General features: G+C 37.6%; 17 protein-coding genes. 9 read left to right on the top strand and 8 right to left on the bottom strand.

Translation table 11 applies throughout. From position 1 onward, the window contains the following. Positions 1–5 precede the first annotated feature (5 nt). From I6F42_RS00085 to ndk, 4 genes are all read right to left on the bottom strand, one after another. The gene (locus I6F42_RS00085; RefSeq protein ID WP_007583424.1) at positions 6–875 is read right to left on the bottom strand and encodes a RodZ domain-containing protein; all 870 of its coding nucleotides are present in this window, start codon (positions 873–875) and stop codon (positions 6–8) included. Then, on the bottom strand, positions 872–2,713 hold the full coding sequence (gene pilW, locus I6F42_RS00080) for a type IV pilus biogenesis/stability protein PilW (RefSeq protein ID WP_197149769.1): 1,842 nt from the start codon (positions 2,711–2,713) through the stop codon (positions 872–874). The genes I6F42_RS00085 and pilW overlap by 4 nt, the downstream gene beginning before the upstream one ends. Before the next feature lie 126 nt (positions 2,714–2,839). After that, positions 2,840–3,970, bottom strand: coding sequence for a bifunctional tRNA (adenosine(37)-C2)-methyltransferase TrmG/ribosomal RNA large subunit methyltransferase RlmN (locus tag I6F42_RS00075; RefSeq protein WP_007583420.1), 1,131 nt, complete (start codon positions 3,968–3,970; stop codon positions 2,840–2,842). Between the two features lie 167 nt (positions 3,971–4,137). Continuing rightward, entirely contained in the window at positions 4,138–4,569 is a 432-nt protein-coding gene (ndk, locus tag I6F42_RS00070) for a nucleoside-diphosphate kinase (protein WP_007377442.1), read from the bottom strand. A 279-nt stretch (positions 4,570–4,848) separates the two neighbouring features. On the opposite strand from ndk, the gene yegQ reads away from it, so the two are divergent. Beyond that, positions 4,849–6,234 (top strand): tRNA 5-hydroxyuridine modification protein YegQ, encoded by a 1,386-nt coding sequence (gene yegQ, locus I6F42_RS00065; protein WP_010554968.1) that lies wholly within the window; start codon positions 4,849–4,851, stop codon positions 6,232–6,234. Positions 6,235–6,466: 232 nt separating this feature from the next. Here the strand turns inward: yegQ and I6F42_RS00060 are convergent, their stop codons facing one another. Beyond that, positions 6,467–6,847: a GreA/GreB family elongation factor gene (locus I6F42_RS00060; RefSeq protein WP_024604280.1), complete on the bottom strand. Its 381-nt coding sequence runs from the start codon at positions 6,845–6,847 to the stop codon at positions 6,467–6,469. A 626-nt stretch (positions 6,848–7,473) separates the two neighbouring features. On the opposite strand from I6F42_RS00060, the gene I6F42_RS00055 reads away from it, so the two are divergent. After that, positions 7,474–8,346, top strand: a complete 873-nt coding sequence (locus I6F42_RS00055; protein WP_010554966.1) for a DMT family transporter — start codon at positions 7,474–7,476, stop codon at positions 8,344–8,346. Positions 8,347–8,390: 44 nt separating this feature from the next. Here the strand turns inward: I6F42_RS00055 and I6F42_RS00050 are convergent, their stop codons facing one another. From I6F42_RS00050 to I6F42_RS00040, 3 genes are all read right to left on the bottom strand, one after another. Next, a complete protein-coding gene (locus I6F42_RS00050; RefSeq protein WP_197149768.1) occupies positions 8,391–9,284 on the bottom strand; it encodes a LysR family transcriptional regulator in 894 nt (297 codons plus the stop codon). A gap of 372 nt (positions 9,285–9,656) precedes the next feature. Further along, the gene (locus I6F42_RS00045; protein WP_197149767.1) at positions 9,657–10,949 is read right to left on the bottom strand and encodes a type II toxin-antitoxin system HipA family toxin; all 1,293 of its coding nucleotides are present in this window, start codon (positions 10,947–10,949) and stop codon (positions 9,657–9,659) included. Then, a complete protein-coding gene (locus I6F42_RS00040; RefSeq protein WP_024604372.1) occupies positions 10,939–11,229 on the bottom strand; it encodes a helix-turn-helix transcriptional regulator in 291 nt (96 codons plus the stop codon). Before I6F42_RS00040 ends, I6F42_RS00045 begins: the two co-directional genes overlap by 11 nt. A gap of 485 nt (positions 11,230–11,714) precedes the next feature. Here I6F42_RS00040 and I6F42_RS00035 point away from each other — a divergent pair, with 485 nt between their 5' ends. The 7 genes from I6F42_RS00035 (at position 11,715) to I6F42_RS00005 (ending at position 20,968) form a co-directional block, all read left to right on the top strand. Continuing rightward, positions 11,715–11,888: a hypothetical protein gene (locus I6F42_RS00035; protein WP_158000957.1), complete on the top strand. Its 174-nt coding sequence runs from the start codon at positions 11,715–11,717 to the stop codon at positions 11,886–11,888. Positions 11,889–12,521: 633 nt separating this feature from the next. Beyond that, positions 12,522–13,658, top strand: a complete 1,137-nt coding sequence (locus tag I6F42_RS00030) for a PD-(D/E)XK nuclease family protein (RefSeq protein WP_024604373.1) — start codon at positions 12,522–12,524, stop codon at positions 13,656–13,658. A 339-nt stretch (positions 13,659–13,997) separates the two neighbouring features. Further along, complete coding sequence (locus I6F42_RS00025) at positions 13,998–14,972, top strand: YafY family protein (RefSeq protein WP_231616276.1); 975 nt, start codon at positions 13,998–14,000, stop codon at positions 14,970–14,972. 74 nt (positions 14,973–15,046) lie between these two features. Next, a complete protein-coding gene (locus tag I6F42_RS00020; RefSeq protein WP_010554959.1) occupies positions 15,047–16,135 on the top strand; it encodes a cell division protein FtsZ in 1,089 nt (362 codons plus the stop codon). A gap of 336 nt (positions 16,136–16,471) precedes the next feature. Beyond that, positions 16,472–16,720, top strand: a complete 249-nt coding sequence (locus I6F42_RS00015; RefSeq protein WP_165728747.1) for a YfhL family 4Fe-4S dicluster ferredoxin — start codon at positions 16,472–16,474, stop codon at positions 16,718–16,720. A 214-nt stretch (positions 16,721–16,934) separates the two neighbouring features. Beyond that, complete coding sequence (locus I6F42_RS00010; RefSeq protein WP_182195116.1) at positions 16,935–17,648, top strand: metallophosphoesterase; 714 nt, start codon at positions 16,935–16,937, stop codon at positions 17,646–17,648. Positions 17,649–18,040: 392 nt separating this feature from the next. Beyond that, entirely contained in the window at positions 18,041–20,968 is a 2,928-nt protein-coding gene (locus I6F42_RS00005; protein ID WP_197149766.1) for a TonB-dependent receptor, read from the top strand. The last annotated feature ends 588 nt before the right edge of the window (positions 20,969–21,556 follow it).

Below are 21,556 nucleotides of genomic sequence, written 5' to 3'. Positions count from 1 at the left end.
AGCGACTACTCTGCTAGTGGTAATGTAAATTTGGCTAAACGGTTTTGAGGAAATGCAGAAACATCTACAGGTTCACCGTTTAAAGTAATGTCTACAGCGTCATGCTTACCAAGCACAACTGAAAAAGGAGGCGTACCGCTTACGGTCATAATGTAGCCTGCTTTTTTAACGCCGAATGCTATTTTTTCGCCTTCGCCGTCGTAAATTTCAACCCAACTTTCGCCATTAAAGTTCATGACAATTGTACTGCTAGCATCGTCTTGACTTGCGCTGTTAGAAGCAATAGGAGCCGTTTCTTTAACTATTTCTGGGCTTGTTGATGTTTCACTAGACGTGCTTTGTGATTCTAATAATGATTCATCGTCAATTTCGGCTTGTTGCTGTTGCTCTGAAATACTGGGTTGAGCGGCTTGGCGCTCGCTCATTTTTGAGTTGGCAACGTTTATATTACTCGTTTGCTCTTCAATAGGTGTCGCGTTTTGCCAAAACCATAAAGCAGATGAGCCAATAACAATCGCTAAAATTAAATAGCTAAAAAACATTAAACGACTGTCGTTTGCTTCTTTTTCTGTACGGCGTGAAAAACTCTGCATATTAGCGGGTTTAGCCGGCTCTGGTGGGGCTGGCATCATTGCTAATATAGGTGCGCTATCTACTTTTAATTCACGGCAATAGTTTTTTATATAGCCTTTAACAAAAGTAATAGGGCCGAGTAATGTAAATTCATCATTTTCAAGGCGTTTAATTTGAAGTTCAGACAGCTTTAACGGTGCAGCAATAGTCGCTATGCTAACGTTCGCTTGTTCTCTGTGATTTTTTAATATTTGGCCTACAGTTGGCTGTTCGCTCTGTGTTTGCGTATTTTCTTCATTCATAATGTGTATGAGTCTGGATCCACTAGTAAAAGTTTGTGCCCTGGTTTTAGTGCTATATCAGGACTTAATTTATTCCATCGCATTAATTCATCAATTAATACATGCCGCTGGGTAGCTATATCGTAAAGGGAATCACCAGCTTTAATTTCGTAATAAATATTTGGATCGTTTAGGTATATTTTACTTCCATTCATTACCCGATCCGACTCTTTTAGACCATTCCATTGCAGGAGCTTTTGTAGTTTAACATTGTATCGCACCGAAATGCTAAATAGGTTTTCGCCAACAGCAATTACGTGAAATGGCACGCGTAAAGGCGATACTTTAGGGTTAAGCATTGGGAGCTCTGTTTTTTGTACTGCTTCGTAACTTTTAAATTCAATATCTGCATCATTTTGATAGCTGCTATTTTCAAATACAGTTGTATTTTTAGTCGCTTCGTAGAATACCACGTCACTACTATTTTTTTGAGCGGTAACTGCAGGAACTGAATTACTATAGTTACTAGTTTGCTGCGAATTAAACTGGCCTGTTTTAGGTGCGCCAAACGAAATTATTGTAACTTCGCCATCAGCTTTAGTTGGTTGCTTTGCTGCTATAGCTTCTTTTTGAGGTTCGTAAACGGGCTTAGCTTTTTTAGGTGCAGCTACTGCGGAATCTGCAGAGTCGTGCTCAGTAGTAAGTGCAAGCATAACAGCCGATGTATCGGTAGGTTTGCTTGGCGCTACGACTTTAGGAACTTCTTCTTTTTGAGTTGTTATTTGTTTTGCTATTACGGTTGCTTCATCGGCTTGCTTACTGACCGTGTTTTGTACTGCCTTAGCTTGCTTTTCTCTTACTATAACTGGATTTACATCTTGGTTATTTGCTATTGCGATCTTTTTATCTGTTTTTTGCTCGTCGTTTGTTACCAAGCTTGTTGAACCGTCTTGTGGTGCACGTTTCTTTCTGATTACTTTTATTTTTGGTTTTTTTGAACTAACGTGCGCGCCGCTTTCGTCATTTTTTAGTTCTTTTAACTGCGCTTTACGGTATTTTTCTCGCAGTATTTCAAACTCATTAAAACGTGTTCTTTTCTCTTTTAATGCATAGGCTTCGTTACTGCTAGAGTAAGTTTGTAAAATAGTGCTGGAAATTTTTTCAGCCTCTTCTATTCTGCCCATTCTGTTTTTTACAAGGTAGCTAAGCATTAATGCGCGAGAGGATACTCGACCTGTGCTTTCGTAGCGTTTTAAAAGTTCACTGGCTTTGTATAAGTCACTTTTTGCGTAATACAGCGCTGCTAAACTAATTAACGTAGATGTACGCTGAGAGCTGTGATTAAGTGCCTGTTGAAAGTAACTTTCTGCATTTTCAAAATCATCAAATTCAATAGCACACAAGGCTAAATTTTCGTAACTTTCGGCAACGCGAATATAACTTGGTACTTCAATGGCTTTTAAAAATTGATCAGTTGCACGATCGTATTCATCAATACCACATAAAAACACGCCGTAGTTATTAAGGGTATTAGGATCGTCAGGCTTTATTTCGAGTGCTTTTTGGTAGGCTTTATCAGCTAGCGGGTTTTCGCCTACTTGTTGATAGTAATAAGCAAGAGAGTAATGTACTTCAGGTAGGTCAGGAGCAAATGCAGCTGCACGTTCTAAATTGTATTTGGCTTGAGAGTTATTACCCGTTTTTAAATACTGTAGGGCTAAAGCAATTCGTGTTCGTGCTGCGCCAGTATTATTAATTTTATTTTCGACGACGGGTTTATTACTGCCGTTATAACTACTTTCGCTAACACAGCCACTTAAGGCAAGTGTTGATAGTGTTATAGCAAGTATAGATCGCATTACCTTATCTCTTTATTTTTAGTCCATGGCGCCTATCTTACCTAAAACCTTTATTCTTGCATCATTTATTTAAAAATAAACAACTTAACTGCCCTATATGACTTATTCACATAGGGCAGTTACAGATTATGCTTGGTGGATATTAACGCTAATTGCGTTATCGTCACGCATTTTCTTTTTAGCTAAACGTTTAGTACGGTCAACTACGTCACCGACTAACTGTCCGCAAGCGGCGTCAATATCGTCCCCGCGAGTACGACGAACAATACAGGTAACGCCTGCTGCTTGTAATACTTTTGAAAAACGGTCAATACGGCTATTGCTTGAACGCGTGTATTCATTACCCGGGAATGGGTTAAACGGAATAAGGTTTACCTTACAAGGTGTGCCTTTTAACGTTTGCACTAATGCATGCGCCTGATCGGTGCTGTCGTTAATACCGTTAAGCATCACGTATTCAACCGTTACATCTTTATTTGCTTTCGAGCCATCGATATAACGACGACACGAGGCTAAAAATTCTTCAATAGGGTACTTTTTATTAACTGGCACTAAAATGTCACGCAGTGCGTTATCTGGTGCGTGAAGTGATATAGCCAGTGCTACGTCAATTTTCTCTTTTAGTAAATCAAGTGCAGGTACAACGCCTGAAGTACTTAATGTTACGCGGCGCTTAGATAAACCAAAGCCCCAATCGTCCATCATTAGTTCCATTGCTGGCACTACGTTTTTAAGATTAAGTAAAGGCTCGCCCATACCCATCATTACAACGTTAGTTACTGGGCGCTTTTCGCTATGACCATCAAGGCCTATATCTTTAGCTACACGCCAAACTTGACCAATAATTTCAGATACTTTTAAGTTACGGTTAAAGCCTTGTTGAGCGGTAGAACAAAAAGTACACTCAAGAGCACAACCCACTTGTGATGATACACATAACGTAGCGCGCTCTTTTTCAGGGATCCAAACGGCTTCTACTTCTTGGCCGCCTTCCAGAATAAGTGCGTACTTAATAGTACCGTCGCTTGCTTGTTGGCGCACAGTGATTTCTGGCGCTACAATTTCGCACTCAGCTTTAAGTTTTTCTTTAAGCTTTTTGTTTACGTTGCTCATATCGTCGAAGTTATCTACGCCAAAATGATAAATCCATTTCATCACCTGGTCACTACGAAACGGCTTTTCACCGAACGATGCAAATAGCTCGCGCATTGCTTCTCGGTTTAAATCTAATAAGTTAATCTTTTTTTGCTCGGTCATGAAACAACCTCAATCGGTGACGGTGGAGATAAAATTTACGAGGACGAATTGTACACAATTCACTCACTTTAATCATTAAGTAAAACATCATGAGTTTCTGATTAATACTTTACGTAATGACTAAAAAAGGGCCCGAAAGCCCTTTTCAATATGTTAACGAATTCGAATTAACGAGTACGTGAACAAAGCTCTTCGTCAGCGAAGAAGTACGCGATTTCGCGAGCAGCAGATTCAACAGCGTCAGAACCGTGAACAGCATTTTCGTCGATGCTATCAGCGTAGTCTGCACGTAAAGTACCAGCTAGTGCTTCAGCAGGGTTAGTAGCACCCATGATTTCACGGTTTTTAAGAACAGCGTTTTCGCCTTCAAGAACTGTAACCATTACTGGACCAGATGTCATGAAAGATACTAAAGCACCGAAGAAAGGACGTTCGCTATGTTCAGCGTAGAAACCTTCAGCTTTCTCTTGTGAAAGGTGAACCATTTTAGCTGCAACGATTTTAAGGCCAGCAGATTCGAAACGGTTGTAGATAGCGCCAATGTGGTTTTTAGCAACTGCATCAGGTTTTACGATTGAAAAAGTACGTTCTAAAGCCATCTTTATGCTCCAATAATTTTAAGTAAAAGTGTGAATATTAACGGGCGCGAATTATACGCGTTTTAAGTGAAAAATCCTAATTTTATTAAAAACCAGTTTGGTTGCCGTTTTGTGATCTCGATCAAACGCAAATTATTGACCGCATTTATACTGCCGCGCTTCTGTTTACTTATTTGTTAATGACTAATCTGAATTCTGCTTGGGATAGATTTATTTTTCAGAGTTTAGGTTAACTACTTATGCAACTGGCTTGAACCCAGTTTGATGTATGGAGCGCACATGTCACCCGTTATTTCTTCAATGCCTTTTATTCCTGAATTACTATGCCCCGCAGGCAGTTTAAAAAACATGCGCTACGCTTTTGCTTATGGCGCAGATGCGGTTTATGCAGGGCAGCCTCGCTATAGTTTGCGTGTGCGCAATAATGAGTTTGACCTTGATACTTTGCAAGTAGGAATTAGTGAAGCGCATGCGCAAAATAAAAAGTTTTATGTGGTGTCTAATATTGCACCGCACAACGCTAAAGTTAAATCGTATTTACGTGATATAGAACCTGTTATTGCGATGCAGCCCGATGCGCTGATTATGTCAGACCCTGGTTTGATTATGCTTGTTCGTGAAAAGTGGCCTGCCATGCCGATCCACTTATCGGTACAAGCAAATGCGGTTAATTACGCGAGTGTACAATTTTGGGCAAAACAGGGGATTGAACGCGTTATTTTATCACGGGAGTTGTCGCTCGAAGAAATAACCGAAATACGCACACTCTGCCCAGACACCGAACTTGAAGTATTTGTACATGGCGCACTGTGTATGGCGTATTCGGGGCGTTGTTTGCTCTCTGGTTACATAAATAAGCGCGATCCAAATCAAGGCACATGTACTAATGCATGTCGCTGGGATTACGATGTAAAGCCTGGTGTTGAGAACGAAACTGGCGAAATGGTGCATAAAATTGACCCCAAACAGGTTATTCCTACACTGGGTGAAGGCGCGCCAAGTAACGATGTATTTATGCTAGAGGAACAAGGTCGCCCTGGTGAGTATATGCCTGCGTTTGAGGATGAACACGGCACGTATATTATGAACTCAAAAGATTTACGCGCAGTGCAATACGTAGAGCAGTTAACAAAAATGGGGGTACATAGTTTAAAAATAGAAGGGCGTACTAAGTCATTTTATTATGTAGCGCGCACAGCACAAGTTTATCGCAAAGCAATAGACGACGCAGCTGCGGGTAAACCATTTGATACTAACTTATTTAAAACGCTTGAGAATTTAGCGCATCGTGGTTATACCGAAGGCTTTTTAAAACGCCACGCTCATCAAGATTATCAAAACTATGAGTACGGTCATTCTGTATCAACTAAACAGCAATTTGTGGGTGAAGTACTTGGGCGCTGCGAAAATGGATTAGTTGAAATAGACGTTAAAAATAAATTTTGTACAGGCCACTCTTTAGAGCTTATGACACCACAAGGTAACTTTACTTTTAAGCTTGAATATATGGAAAACAAAAAGGGCGAAAGTATTAGCGGTGCTAAAGGCTCCGGTCACATTGTAAAAATACTGCTAGATGAAGACATTAACTTAGCGCATGCTATTTTAATGCGTAATCTTGAGGAACACCAAGATACTCGTAATCCATTTAAACAAGCTGTTTAGCTACAGCTGAATATAGTTTTTTTCAAAAAACTCGGGGTTATAAAAACCCCGAGTTTGCGACTTTATTTAAAATAATATTAATTATTTTTCAAGTTGCTTTAGCTTATCTCTTCGCTCTTTACGTTTTTGTTTTAATGTTTTGCTTGCATGTTTTTTAGGTTTTTCTTTACTCATTACAAATAACTCCAATTAAATATATAAAATTAATAGATAAAAATTGAAATAATTTACTCTATATTTCCTCCTTAATATTAATGGCTATTATTTCCCAAAGGTGGGATTCCCCAGCTTCTTTATATTCAATAATATGATTTATTTTATGCCCTAAAAGAGCGACCCCAAGAGGAGAGTGAAATGATACGTCACTAATAAAGTGCCTTCGTTGGCTTGGAGGCACTAAAGTTATGCGGCGCTTAAAACCGGTGGTTATATTTTTAATGACCACCGTGCTATTAATTTGTACATGTGGATTGAATTTTGACCAAGGCCGCTGTGAATACTCGACTTCTTGTAGTAAATACGCAAGCTTCAGCGGTTGTAATAGTACCGCTGCGTCTGTGAAGTCATTTTTAGACAGGAAAGATTTTTTACGCTCGAACAGAAAAGAAAGCACGGACTAATCCCCACAAAAACTAAATCGAATTTAAATATATTAAGGTACAGTGTAACTGCCGAGTGTAAGGGTTACACTCGGCTTAAATTCCGAAGGTGGTATTTGTTTTTAGCAGGTATGTGATTAAAATAAACATATTATCCTCTTTGTTTAAATCAATCATATTGAGTTTAAAAATAAAGTCAATTGAGTTTTAGGTTAAAAATATATTGTCGATATAATGACAGTTTAAAACTGTTTTTTATGTTTTTATAAATTCGTTATTTTTCACTGAAGTGTTGTTATTTCTGTGTGTTAGTTGCTCACTATGTGATTGAAGTTAATCGACTAAATTGTTAAGTGCTATTTATGAGATCTATAGTGCCACTTATGCCTGTTTATAATATTTATAGATTAAATATACTGGTGTTGTTGTTTATTAAAGTGTAATTGTGTGGCTAGTATTTTATTATGTGAAGCCTAAGCTGCTTATTTTATAGAGTAGAAGCTAGGTATCGGGTAACGCTCTTGTAGTGGCTACGTGTTTTACAGCTGAACCTTTATGTAATAGTTACTCCATTCAACAATGTTAAATAACCACTTTTTATTCGGGTTTATCAAAGTAAATTATAAAGGGTCTCATTTATATGTGGATAATTTTTGCATTACTCGCCACTGTTTTTTTTGGTGCGCGAGGAATAATGTACCAATGGACGTCGCAAAAAAAGATTAATCGTAATCTATTATTATTCGGTGTTTTTTTTGTAGGGTTCATAATTAGCGCGCTAGGTACTGTAATATTTGAACACACATGGTACGGCTGGGCTGACATTACTGTTGGACTCGCTTTAGGTTTTGGATCTTTTGCGGCTAATGGGTTTTTGCACAAAGGGTTTTCGGTTGGGAAAGCGTCTTTAATTAGCATCCTGTCGGGGTTAACGCCTTTATTTGTGCTTTTATTTGCCTTTTTATTATGGCAAGAAACCTTAACTGTTATTCAATTAATCGGCTTTTTTATTATTTTTGGCGGTCTTTATATTATTCGCTATTCCAGCGATATCTCATTAAGTAATTTACAAGGTGCGCAATGGGGATTACTCGCGGCACTGTCCTTTGCGTTTAATGATTTAATGGGTAAGCAATCAACGCTTCTTGAGGCGGATACGTTTGCAACTTTAACGTCTATGTTTGGTTTTGGTAGCTTTCTTTTTGCCGTTAGTTGGTTAGTAAAGCGTAAAAAAATGCTAGCAGAGCAAGGCTCTTCTCAAGCGTATTGGTCTGCCGGTAAAACATTTTCGTGCGGGTTACTGATTGGTTTAACAAATGTAGCTGGCATGGTTGCAATAATATCGGCTTTTGCTATTGGTAATACAGGGTTAGTTTCAGCGATTTCAGGTATGAATATTTTAATTATTTTGTTGTACTCACGCATCATTCTAAAAGAGTCTTTTACACGGCAAGAAGTTATAGGATTAACAACGGCATTTTTAGGTGTAATTGTACTAAGGCTTAGTTTTTAAAAGATGAATTAGCTTAATTACTTTGCTGTGAAAAGCCTACACTGCTACATTTTAGTGAAGTGTTGCAGTGTATGCTCTATAAGTAATCGCACTCGATAAGGGATTTGTTTTCTGTCGCGATAAAGCATAGAAAATGGCTGCCCTTTGCTTTGCCAATCAGGAAGAATGTGTTTAAGCTTTCCGGCTTTAATAAGTGGTAATGCTATATAATCAGGGATGTAGCTAATACCCACACCAGACTCAACTGCTTGTTTCATCATTTGAATTTCATCAACTTCTAATCGAACATGTGTGTTTGGATTAAAACAGTATTCTTCGCCCGTTTGCTGATTTTTTAATTGCCACGGTACCAACCCAACGCACGTAACTTTTGGTTGCTTTTCTAATTGCTCAGGATGAGTGATGGATTGATAATCATGATTTAGGTGAGCACATAATATATTATGGGTAAGCTTTAGTTCTCTAATAACCCAATTATCAATGGCAGGGTTTCTTACTCTAAACGCTATATCAATCCCTTCTTTTTCAAGATCAATAAGGTTATTTGAAAAGCGTAAATCTAGTTGAATATCGGGGTATTGCAGTAAAAAATGACAAAAAATAGCACTTAAAAAGTGTTTACCCATGTAAATGGGGGCACAGATCCTAATTTTCCCTTTAGGTTGGTCTTTCTCATCACAAAGTGCTTGCTCTATACACTCTACTTCATCGAACAGTTTACGATAGCGATCGTAATATAACTCGCCAGTATGCGTAAGTGTAACTCGATGGGCATCTCGATTTAGTAACGTTAATTGAAGTGCTTGCTCTAATAAACGTATTCTACGGCTTAAAGTTGATAGTGACATATCAAGGCTTGTTGATGCTTTTTTAAAGCTACCTAATTTTACTATGGTGCAAAAGTAACGTAAATCATCGAGAGAATAACTAGCTGCCATCAGAACTACTTTATTGTTTAGGATGTAGACAATATTAACAGCGACGCTTTAAAATTTCATTAGAGATTAAGGGGGGAGGGAAGAACTGAAATTAGGCAACCAAATTTTATGTGATTTTAATTTAATAACTCTCAATAAGAGCACTGGTAAATAATGTAACTCAATCTGATCAGCTAAATGAATTAAAAGTAGTTTGAAGTTGTGCTTGTTAGAGTCATTGAAATAGATTTAGAAATGTTAATTAGAAATAAAGTTGCCGCTGCCTTTTTAGAGGTATAAATAAAACGATACTTTTAAAAATTAAAACCTCGGCACAAGTAAAGTAAGCAGCGAGGCTTTATAAATAGCTCAATACTATTAAGCTTAATACAATTAACGACCCGTTAAATGCTTATTCATGGCGTACGTGTTATCAAGCTGTTGCTCTATTAAACTAATCGTTTGTTTATTTACGTCTAATGCTTTAGCTGTGTCTTTAAAGTTTAAAATAATCTCTGCTATTTCAGATATTATAACTTGTACTTGTTTCCAGTTTGCATAACCTGCTGCAGAGGCCAGCTTTTGAATCGCTTTTAGTGGCGGGTTTTTTCCAAATCCAGCAAACGAAGTAGCATGCTCATTAAAAGGGTGAGGACTAAAAGTTACATCATAAAAAGGCGCTAAATCCCACTCACCAGAATCACCTTGTAAAAAAGCCCAGTTTTTACTGTGGTCATCTTGGTTACAGCTAAATAAATTAAACATAGCCCGACGAAATTGTAATTGCCCTGCAGCAGGTGATTTGCATAAAACACGGCTCGCTTTAATTAAATCCTCATAATCTAATGTAGGTGTGCGAAAATCAGCATCTAGCAAGCCACATGCACTATGCATATGTTTGCAGCCCATTTTATCACCCATTAATTTAAACCTATCGAATCGTTTTAAGGCAAGCCATTGCTTTGCACCGGTCCCTTCTGGGGCGGGTACCAGTAACCTCTGAGGAGGGTTTAATCCCGCTTGTTCAGCTAAATTCAAATACACAGCTTCACATAACCCTTCCTCATGTCCTAAAGCGAGGTTTTTGGATGTGAATTTGATTAACCAAGCATCATCACCTGTTTTAGGTTTTGTTCTACATTCTTGTATATTATTGTCAGGAAAATAAATTTGGGCTTTAGGGCGTGCACCGCCGGAGCTACCAGCAGCCACTAACGCAGAAAGTACTTCTTCTGTTTGTCCGTCAAATATTGCTTGGGCTTGTTGACCCAATGTAGCAAGACCAGCTTCATCGTTATTTGTGCCATCATAATGAGTTTCAGGTGTAAACGATAATGCTCCCATAGCCGAATGGCCAACAAAAGATAAGCGGTCCATTGCGGTAACAAAGTTAGGCATTATATTATTTTGTCTGAATACACGGTCCTGTAGTAGTAGCCCCCACCCATCAGGTAAACAATCAGAAAAGACCCCATGCAATCCATTATGTGGGCTTTTGGGTGCTAACTGAACATCTCTATTGAAGGCGAGTGAGAATGGCGAAAGATTACCATATGTGTCTAAATAGCTTTGAGCGAATTGAAAGTAAACACCTTGTCTATTTTGAGCAAGTACACCCACCATTAACTCTGTTGAGTCTGACAGTGTACGTTTTACTTCTAGCTTTTCTATGGGTTTAAAGGCCATTGTTTAATACCTGAGCAATAGACGTTGGCGCATTATTACCTTGAGTTGGCGCTTTTGTTAATTCATATAAACGAGTCAAATCGTCGAGAGATTGCCATAAAAGCAATAGCTGCCTAAACGAAATAAGCCCTGTAACCTCAAACTTTTTTATTGTAGAAGCAGGTACTGTGCTTTTTTTAGCTAACGCCTCGCGTGACATTTTTGCTTTTTTGCGACGTTCTTTTAGGTGCTCAGCAAAAGCTAGCTGCACATCACCTTCGCTTAATAATAAATAATTAATAATAGAGCCTCCAAAAAGACACTTGTGTATCCAAAGTCTATTTTAAATAGGGTTAATGGGTACTATAGTGTCTATTTTGTTGCGAGTAAAGCGTTTGAGATGTGTTAATGCCAAGCAAAGTAGATACTGGCTAATCTCATTCAGGCTCCCTATACAATAGAGTGTAAATCAAATTAAAAGCGTAAAAAATTAAAACGCATTTTAGTGTTTTTTACTTTTCATAATAAAGTGCCTTTTAGGGATCATTAAGCTGCATTTAAGGCCTTAAAGTGACTTATAGGTCACTTTAACTGGCGACGGTTATACCCAAAAGTTTTGTATTTTTTTTACTTAATTTACTTTCTTAGCTTGTGTATTTGTCTTAAAAGCAAAGCGCCCAATTCCTGCGCGCTTTTTTAGTGTCGTCATTTTTATAATGCCAAAAATCATATTATAATATCTTAAAGTCTGTTGCAGTAAATATAGGCTTAAATTAGGCTCTTGCTATGAACTCTTATGATGATATTTTTGAAACGGTATTAGCGTTAAATGAGCCTAATAGCAACGTAGCTGATAGTGATTATAACCTCAACTTAAAAGAGGTTAATTCGGCTCACTACCTCAGTATTTCAACTAATGAAAAGCGAGTTCTATTAGAAAAGCTTGGCATTTTGATTTAGTAAAATCAGACAATAAAATCGCATTGTTAAAACATGATACCCAAAATGTTCATTTAATCGCTGTAACAAATACCAAAATAACTAAAAAGTCAGGCTTAAAAGTTACAAAATGTATTATGACGCGCTTTGATTCGGTATATACCCCTAGAGATGTAGCTGATCATGTAATGTCAAACACATACTCGCGAGCACGGAGGTGTTAATTACAGATCTCCATAAAGGAGGTAGCGATGGGCGTTTTTGGAGCTCAAGAATTAGCACCGCATTCAAATTAGGATGCTTTGTGTACTTTTTAGATTATGAAAAAAAAGAAATTTTGCATGCTACTGACCCAAAACATTTCAATGCTTATATTCACTCAATGGAAATTAAATACTCAGACCCCCAGAAACTTAGGGTAATTAGAGCTGATAGGTTAATTGATAATATTGAAAGTGACGCATTCTATGCTAAATTGCGTTATTACTTTTAAATTATTATGCACTTACAGATTTTTAAGCATCTATGTGGGTCTTTTCCTCTAACTTTGCTGGTCGACATGCAAATTAGTTAAATAAACTCTAATCTAGTTTAATACGAAAATGAGGCTAACTTGCTAAGTTAGTTAGCGGAGCAATTTTACAGGTAGTAATTATGGAAAGCCTTTTAGTCAATTTAAGAAAATACCGCCCTAGAGAAAATAATGATCCACTAGAAAACTTTTTAACAGAAGCGTTTGCTTGGCTGTTAAGAAGTAACCGAGAAGTTTTACAAGCAGTACTGGAGTGTATAAATAACAAACTGCAACCACCAATTAATGTGCCCGATGGTGATGTTTTTATTTCAACGCAGGAAAATTTTAATAATAAATTCCCTGATCTAGTCATTAGTTGGCATGATTGCACGCTTGTATTTGAGCACAAGGTTAATTCTCCATTGCATTTAAATCAACTTCAAAACTATCGAGAATATGCACTCAAAACTTATGACAACCACAAAATAATATTAATAACCGCTACTTCTTTTCAGCACGCTCAAAAGCCTGATGCCGCATTATGTTGGGAGGAAATTTATAAATGCTTAATAGTTTTGGCTGATAAAATAAATGATGAGCACGCGAGTTGGGCAATCGAAGATTTCTTATCATTACTAAAATCAGAGGGATTAGGGCCAAAAACGCCAATGAATCGCTTCTCAATTGCTAATTATTTAGAGGCCGTGAAGTTTAGTGAACAAGTTGACTCTATCTTCAAAGAGGCTCAAAAACTAGTATGGCCGCTACAAAGCATAGGAATGGAGCCTGTATTTAAGCGCCAAGGAACTGAGTCAAGAGTTGGGCTAGAATTTTGCCCTACGATTAAAGATAAAGGCAGGCAATGGCTTCCTGGAATATTTTGTGGTGTGTTACTCGATGGTGCGGATCACGGGGTTAAAAACTTTACAAACAATGAACTAAAATTATGTTTAGTTTTTGACTTTAATCGAACAGGCCAAGAAACGATTAAACATTCAGAGAATTATAAAAAATTTAAAGAGGGACTTAAATCGTTTGTTAATGATTGGGAGTATATAGATACGGCTGTAGAGCCAAACGCAAAACACAATAAATGGCACCCAATTATTATTTTAAAGCCAATGCTCCCTCTGTTTGAGAGTACCAATACTCACCAAGAACAAGTAAATATAGTGCTTGGGGTGTTTAGCGAATTACAGAAAAACCTTATTGAGAGACCCGAATTTATAAAATTAGTAGAAGAGCTTACAGTGACAAAATCAAGTGTTACTAAGTAGGATTTAACAACCCCATTTTGCAACATGTAAAGTTAGCAAAAGGTAAAGAAGCAGGTTATTCATTAAGCTAAAATAACCTAGCTTTCTAAATAAATGACATGCGGGAAATTTTATTACTAAAAGCCGAAGATCTTCCTCTTCTTTATTATAATACCCATATTATTTCCCTTAATAATAGCTAAAATCGACATCTGAGATGTACTAAAGTACTAGTATTTTAAATTTATATTAGAGGTTTATTTGATATGTATTAATTTAATTAGATATTTGAATTGATTGATATTAATAACACATTATGAAAATTAGATAATTTTGTCCTAGCTGGTAAGACTAATAAAAATGAAACCTTTTCGATACCTAACTCTTTTAGAATATATACCTATCAGCCCTTTAAGTATTTCAGTCAAACAGCTACAAGATGATTTATCACAGCGAGGTGTTGAATTATCAACCCGCATGCTCCAGCGTGACTTGCAATCACTCTACGAGCAAGGTTGCTTTGGGCTTGAAAAAGATACGCGGAGTAAACCGTATGGATGGTCTATTAATTCGCAGTGGCGGGGTGGTAACTTAAAGATAATGAGCTTTGAAGTGGCTGAACATTACTTGCTGCTGGAGCAGTTATTACCGCAATCAGTCCCCAGTGATGTTAAACGCTCAGTTCACATTAAAGCAGAGCAGGCGCTCAAACGTTTTAATGGCCATATGCCTGAGTGGCTTTCAACCCTGCCAAAACCGTCGTTAAAAGTGAATGTTGATACTCAGTTAGTTGAGCAAATTGAGCATGCGATTATGCATAAGCGTGCTGTGAGTGCTGAGCTTTATAGGGTACTTTACGATGAAGCACATTGGTTGAAGTTTGCTGAGTTGAGTTTTTACAACTTAGTTGAACAAGGCGGCGTTTTAATGGCGCAGTTTATGGTTGGGTCGCTTCACGATAAATGCTATCAAATGCCGGTTTATCGCATTCGTAATGTACATGTACTACAAAAAAATCGTAGAGAACCGAGTGCTGAACAACTAAAAACGTTGCGCAGTGCTATTAATAAAGGCATGAACCAAGAGTGTATTGAGCTTATTGTAAAAGCTCCCAAACACTCTGCTGTTAATCAAGGATTTATTGAGCTTGGTGAGCTGACTGACAAGCAAAGTATTGATGAAAAAAACGTATTACTTACCTACCAAACTATTGATACCGAGCAATTAACCGATGAGTTGCTTAAATGTGCACATTGGCTTGAAGTGATTAAGCCGGAAAAGCTGAGACAAAGAATTATTTCTAAGCTTAAAGCGGCCACTACAAACTATCTTTAATTGATTTCAAACTTAGGTGCGTCAAAAGTTGACGCACCTATTTGTTATGCTCCTTTAAAAGTTAAGGAGTAGTTATGTTCCAATTAATTCAGCAAAATGATGGTTTATCAATCGGTGTATTTGGTATTGGTGGGTGCGGCTGTAATACGCTTAACAGTATTTTTGAGCAACGCGAGTCTGAACAGGCGCACTTGTACAGTGTTAATACCGACAAAGTGGTGCTTAAGCATACGCAAAGTGATGAAGCTGTGCTTATAGGTGCTGAGCTAACTCATGGTTATGGTGCCGGCGCCGACCCTAAAGTTGGTTTACAGGCTGCGGAAGAGAGTAAAGATCAGCTTTTAACGTTAATTAATGGCTGCGATATAATACTCTGTGCAACAGGATTGGGTGGTGGTACTGGGACTGGCGCAAGTCCGTATATTGCTCAACTTGCTAGTGAGCAAGGTAAACCCATTATATTTGTTGCTACATTGCCATTTAGTAGTGAAGGGCAATTTAGGAGTAATATAGCGCAAGCAGGTTTAAATGAGCTTAAAGAGCATGCTAATGCTGTTATTACTCTCCCAAACGATCAACTGATTGAAGTGCTAGGTAATGATATTGGTTTATTTGACGCCTTTAAGCATAGCAACCAAATACTTCATTCACTGATAAAATCATTAATAGACATGCTTTGTTTTCAAGGTTTGATCAACGTTGATTTAAATGATTTTGCCAAAATTATGGACTGCCAAGGCGATGCGGTATTAGGTGTTGGTAAATGCAATGAAGAAAGTGAGCTTACTACTGCGCTCAATGGGGCACTTAATAACCCGTTAGTTAACCAGGTCGATATGTCATCAAGTACGGGGGTAATTATACAAGTAAATTGCAAAGATGAGATTTCTTTAGGAAGTTATAATCTAATTACAGATACTGTGCGCCAGCAGGTAAGTCCTAATGCTTTGGTTATTTGTGGTGTTTCAAAAATTGAAAACTTAGCAACCAATTATGAGCTATTAGTTATTGCTACGGGCGCGAGTTCAAAAATGGTCGTTGATAAAACTCAAAGTGATTCAAGTCCTGACATCGCGACTAGTAAACCAAAGCCATCTGATATTTTTGATATCCCTGCTTTTATAAGAAATCAATCTGCACCACCTAGTAAAAGCGCTTTATAGGGTTTGCAAGCAAAGATAGCGGTATATAGCTATGTGTAAGCACAACTACAGGACGATTTAGATAGAAATTTATTAGCTTTGTCATAACCTATATAAATAAAGGCTTTGCGGATATTTATATTGATTAAGATCAACAAAGCCACAGAGAAAAATAGGCATAATTCGTGGCTGCAATTTACACCTAAAAATAAAATGGTGTGTTACGAATGTGTGCTACGATTTAAAGAAAAATAAAGGTTTATTATTGAACTGGACTTGTATCAAAAGTAGTCAAAAAACATTTAGTTTAACTCTATCTTTTTGTTTTATAATGATATTAATTGAAAAGGCTAAAAAGTGGCTCTACTCATAAATAGTAAATGCATTAACTGCGATATGTGTGACCCAGAATGCCCTAATGAGGCTATTTATATGGGCGCTAAAATATACCAGATAGATGCTAGTAAATGTACTGAGTGTGTAGGGCATTATGATAAACCTACTTGTGTAAGTGTTTGCCCTATTGACTGTATAAAGCCCGATCCTAATAAGCGTGAAAGTTTAGATGAGCTGGCTGATAAATTTGTGCTGTTAACTAACTTATAACTTGTTTAGGTATTTTGCTAAGCCGCTTTTTACTATTGGCTAAAAACTATCTACATTACTTATTTAGCTTGTAGTTAAAGTCCGCTGTCATGCATTTTTAGTTTCAATCAAATTTTATTACCTTCATTAATTATCAATTATATTGTGTTACCTTAAGGCTTTATAAACTCAAGTATTAATCTAAGTTTTAGATTGCATTCTATAGGAGTCTATTTTGCATATAGGTATTAACGCTATTCAGGCTGTATCTTCAAAACAAGCAATATTTATTAATGATGAGTGCCGAGTATTTGTAATTGGCGATCTTGATGGTGATTTACCGGCCTTAAAAAGCGCACTTAATAACGTAAATTTTAACCCTGAAAGAGATACTTTGTTTTGCCTAGGCGATTTTGTTGATCGCGGGGATAAAACATATGACTTATTTACATACTTACAAGCCATTAGGGCATGTATGATATTAGGTAATCATGAGCATTTAATGTTGGAATCATTATTAAGTAATGATGAAGCGGCTTTTAAATTATGGACTGACAATGGTGGCAATTGGCACAAGTCGGTATCGAGTGAAAAGCTCAATGTTATGTGCGATGAGTTACTAACTAAGCCTCTTTCAATAGTACTTGAATATCGTGGTTATAAAATTGGGTTGTCTCATACATTTGCCCAATCGTGGGATTGGGAAAATTACCCTGATGATAAATCGGTGATTGTGCAATCTTTATTGTGGGATCGCGAAGTAGTTAAACAAAATAAGGTAGTTAAAAGTCATGGAGTCGACTTTTCAATACATGGACATAACTCAACTAAAGCACCTTTTTGGGTGGGTAATAGTTATCATATAGATACCAATTATTATGGTGGAAAGCCGACATTACTCGAGCTTTCAGAGGTTATTGCTACATTTGAAAAGTCATCTGATCTTTAGGGTTTTCTACTTTTTAAATATTATTCGGCAGCTTTGCTTTTTAAAATGTAAGCTGCTGACTACCACACCTAATTATCCCCTTTGTTTTTTCTATACACTCTATGATTTATGCACCGTAATTATTTTATTAAGCTATTAAATACAACAAAGCCGCTCTTAGTTTATTAATTGAGAGCGGCTTTGATGTGTGGGCTGGGTTTTAACTTTCATTTAATAGGTATAAATACAGTTAAAAGAGACGTTTATTTAATTTAATATTGTTGGTTAACAAACGGTTAAGTTTGGCTGTGTAGAATTGGGAACAATTTTTGCCATTACGTGAATAATTTGCGTAAAAGGACTAACTTCTCGCTTTAGTTTTATGAGCAGATTTAAATGGAACAGCCTCTCACATGATAGTAGCAAGTATATACCCTTTCCCTTTTTCAACGTTTTGTAAGTCATCACTTTATGTATCAATTTTTTCTGCTTTGGGTTCTACGTGTGCTTTTGCAGCGCAAGAAAACGAAAACTCGCAGCACACAAAAGATATGGAAGTAATAGAGGTACGTGGCATCCGTTCAAGTATGGCCGAAAACTTAGATGTAAAACGCATGTCTGGCTCAGTGGTTGATGCAATTACAGCGGAAGACATTGGGAAGTTCCCTGATAAAAACGTTGCGGACTCTCTTCAGCGTGTACCTGGTGTGGTAATTGAGCGTGACGGCGGAGAAGGTTCATCAGTCAGTATTCGTGGTTTGTCGTCGGCGCTAACTTTTACACAGCTTAATGGTAATTTTATTGCGTCTTCTCCGGGAGAGCCTTCGCGTTCGTTTGATTATGCTTTGTTACCGTCTTCGATGATTGAAAGTGTAGAGGTTTATAAATCGCCAGAGGCACGCTTAGATGAAGGAGGGGTTGGTGGTACTGTATTAATGCATAGTCGAAAGCCTTTGAGTATGGATGCAAACTCAGGTGTATTTAATGTAGAGAGTACTTACGCTGATGTTACAAAAGAGTACGAACCGCAGTTTACGGGTTTATATTCATGGAAAAACGACAACGAAAACTTTGGTGTATTAGTTGGCTATACCTATCAGGAACGAACAAACAGGACACTTTCGGGAGGAACTGATGCAAATGTATGGCGCTACACTGGCGGTGGACAACCTACAGATATAAACGCTAACGCAGTTAATAACAATAATGGTTGGGATACTATTAATGATGCAAACGGCAACAGTTACGATGGTGTTTGGTTTCCACAAGTTGTGCGAGGCTCAGTTCTTAACGAAAAACGTGAGCGCGAAGGAATTCAAGTTAGTACACAGTGGCGACCAACAAATCGTTTAGAGCTTGGATTTAATTACTTTGGCTTTACACTCGGCCAAGACAGGACTGAATCTGTGATTGATATACCTGAGTGGTCTTTAAATTCTGATTTTTTAACTGATGTAAATCTTGATGAGTCGGGAAGTATTGTTACTGGTATGCAATACGATGCGATGGCAAGCGGTATTGAAAGTGATATGCAGTTTCCGTGGATGCGCGGCAGTTATGTACGTGAAGAATCCACCTCCGATACCTTTGATTTTAATTTAACTTATGAAGGCGATAATTTTAAAGCGCGTTTTGTTGTGGGTAATACAAAATCAGAAGGGGGGCCGGAAGAAAGCTGGGAAGCTGCATATAAAAGTTCAAACGCGGGCGAAAACGCCACTGCTATTCAAAATGCTGCTCAAATGGCAGGCTGGTCACTCAACCAAAATAATGTATCACTTAATATTGACCCTAATACACTAGCTAACTTGCAAAGTGGAATTGGAGGCGGTCGTGATGCGGGCTCTTCAAACTCAAGTTTTGTACGCAGTGAGTTAGAAGAAGATTATTACCAAGCTGATGTGGATCTTTATGTTGATTGGGGCTTTTTAAAAACAATTAGAACCGGTGTCAAATATCGTAACTCCACGCTTCATCGTGAAACTGGCAATACCTTCTTTTTAGATCCTAATTTTGATATTGCTGCGGGCGAAGCAAGCGAGCAAGGTATTACGCGTTTCGACAGCTACCAATGGAATGGTGGAATGCCATTAGCTCAAAATGTATTTACTAGTGAGAGTAATATTGTTGGTGGTTTTGATATAAACCAAATGCCAAGTATCGACTGGGATAAATATCGCGATATGGTCACTGCTAGCTATGTACCTTATACACGCATTGAAGATAACTTTGTTTACGACATTGAAGAGAAAATATCTGCTTTTTATATTCAAGGCGATTTTGAGTTTAGTGAAGTAAGAGGTAATTTGGGCGTGCGTGTTGTGCAAACAAAAACACTTACTTCATCTACTGACTTATATACCTACCAATTAGATCACACAAATGACGAAACAGGCGAGCCAGTAACTGGTGACGCACGCTTTGTAGAAGACTATCAATTAGTCACTCAGCAAAACGAAGACACTCAAATACTACCAAGCTTTAATATAGCGTGGGATGCAACTGACGATTTAGTTATTCGTGGGGCAATAGCAAAAGTAATGTCTCGTCCTGATTACAGCGATTTAGGTGCGCAGCAGCGTATTACGTTCGTATCGGATGAATGGGCAAATGATAGAGCTGCATTTAATGAACAGCCAGGTTTTAGCGGCAGTGGTGGTAATAAAAACTTGAAGCCATTTGAATCGGTGCAAGCTGATTTATCTATTGAGTATTATTATGCAAAGGGTTCTGCGGTTGGATTGGCACTTTTTCATAAGAAAGTAGATAACTTTGTTGTGCCACTGGTAATTGATGTAGAGCAAAACTTTGCCGGTAAAAATAATATAGTAGATGCAGGAACCATTAATATAGCTCCGTATAGCACTGTAGGTAATGGTACCGATGCAATATCTAAAGGCGCGGAAGTATTTATTCAGCATGCGTTTGATAATGGTTTTGGTTTTTACGCAAACTACACTTATAACAAAACTAACAAAGCAGATGTAACCGTAAATGGTAAAGAGTTTGGTCAATCGGCATTAATAGGCAGTGCAAAGTATCAGTACAACACCTCTGTTTATTATGAAGGTGACGCTTTTAATGTGCGCGCTTCATATAACAAACGAGGGGAGAGAGTATTAGGCCTTAATAGTGGTTTAAATGTATATCAAGATCCGTACGAACAGGTTGATGTTAATGCATCGGTTAATTTGTATGAAGGGCTAAGCTTAACAGCTGCTGTTATTAATTTAACTAAGTCGGAATCGGTAACGCGTTTAGGTGATGATACAGATGCACGGTTACTTAATACAAGCTATTCAGGGCGACGCTATTACGCAGGCTTTAATTATAGTTTTTAATTAACGGTATACGTAAGACTTTATTAAACGCCAACTAAAAACTGTAGTTGGCTTAGCCTAACGCACCTAATATTGTAGTTTTATGTATGCACATAGTTTAACTGCTCATATATTGGTGGTTTAATAGGCAAAAAAAGCCCCGCAGCCCTTTATTTGTATAGCTTTCATACTAAATTCATTTAATTGTCAAAAAGCTGAAATAAAACATTGACCCCCGCTCGAATCTCCCTATAATGCGACCCCACTGAGACGGGAAACGCCAACGCATAGCGAGAAGCGAACTACTCAGAGAGTTAAATAAAACTTCGGTTTTAAATCTTCTAAAAGAAAGTTTAAAACTAAGTGTTGACTCGAAAAATAAAGGGTGTATTATTCGCATCCCTTGAGACGCTAAAGCGACTCAAAACGTTCTTTAAAAATATAAAGCAATCATCTGTGTGGGCACTCGTACAGATTGAGTTCTAACAGCCAAACTACTTAGGTAGCGAGGCAAACAAATTAGAGTCTCAATTGAAAACTGAGTGACCAACAGAATAGTTATTTGGTAATTATTCGGCACAGTCAATTCAATATCGAAAGATATTAAAA

Source organism: Pseudoalteromonas sp. SWYJZ12 (assembly GCF_015864395.1).
Classification (GTDB): domain Bacteria; phylum Pseudomonadota; class Gammaproteobacteria; order Enterobacterales; family Alteromonadaceae; genus Pseudoalteromonas; species Pseudoalteromonas arctica.
The sequence above is the reverse complement of the archived record's forward strand: the minus strand, read 5'-3'. Positions and strand labels throughout refer to the sequence as shown.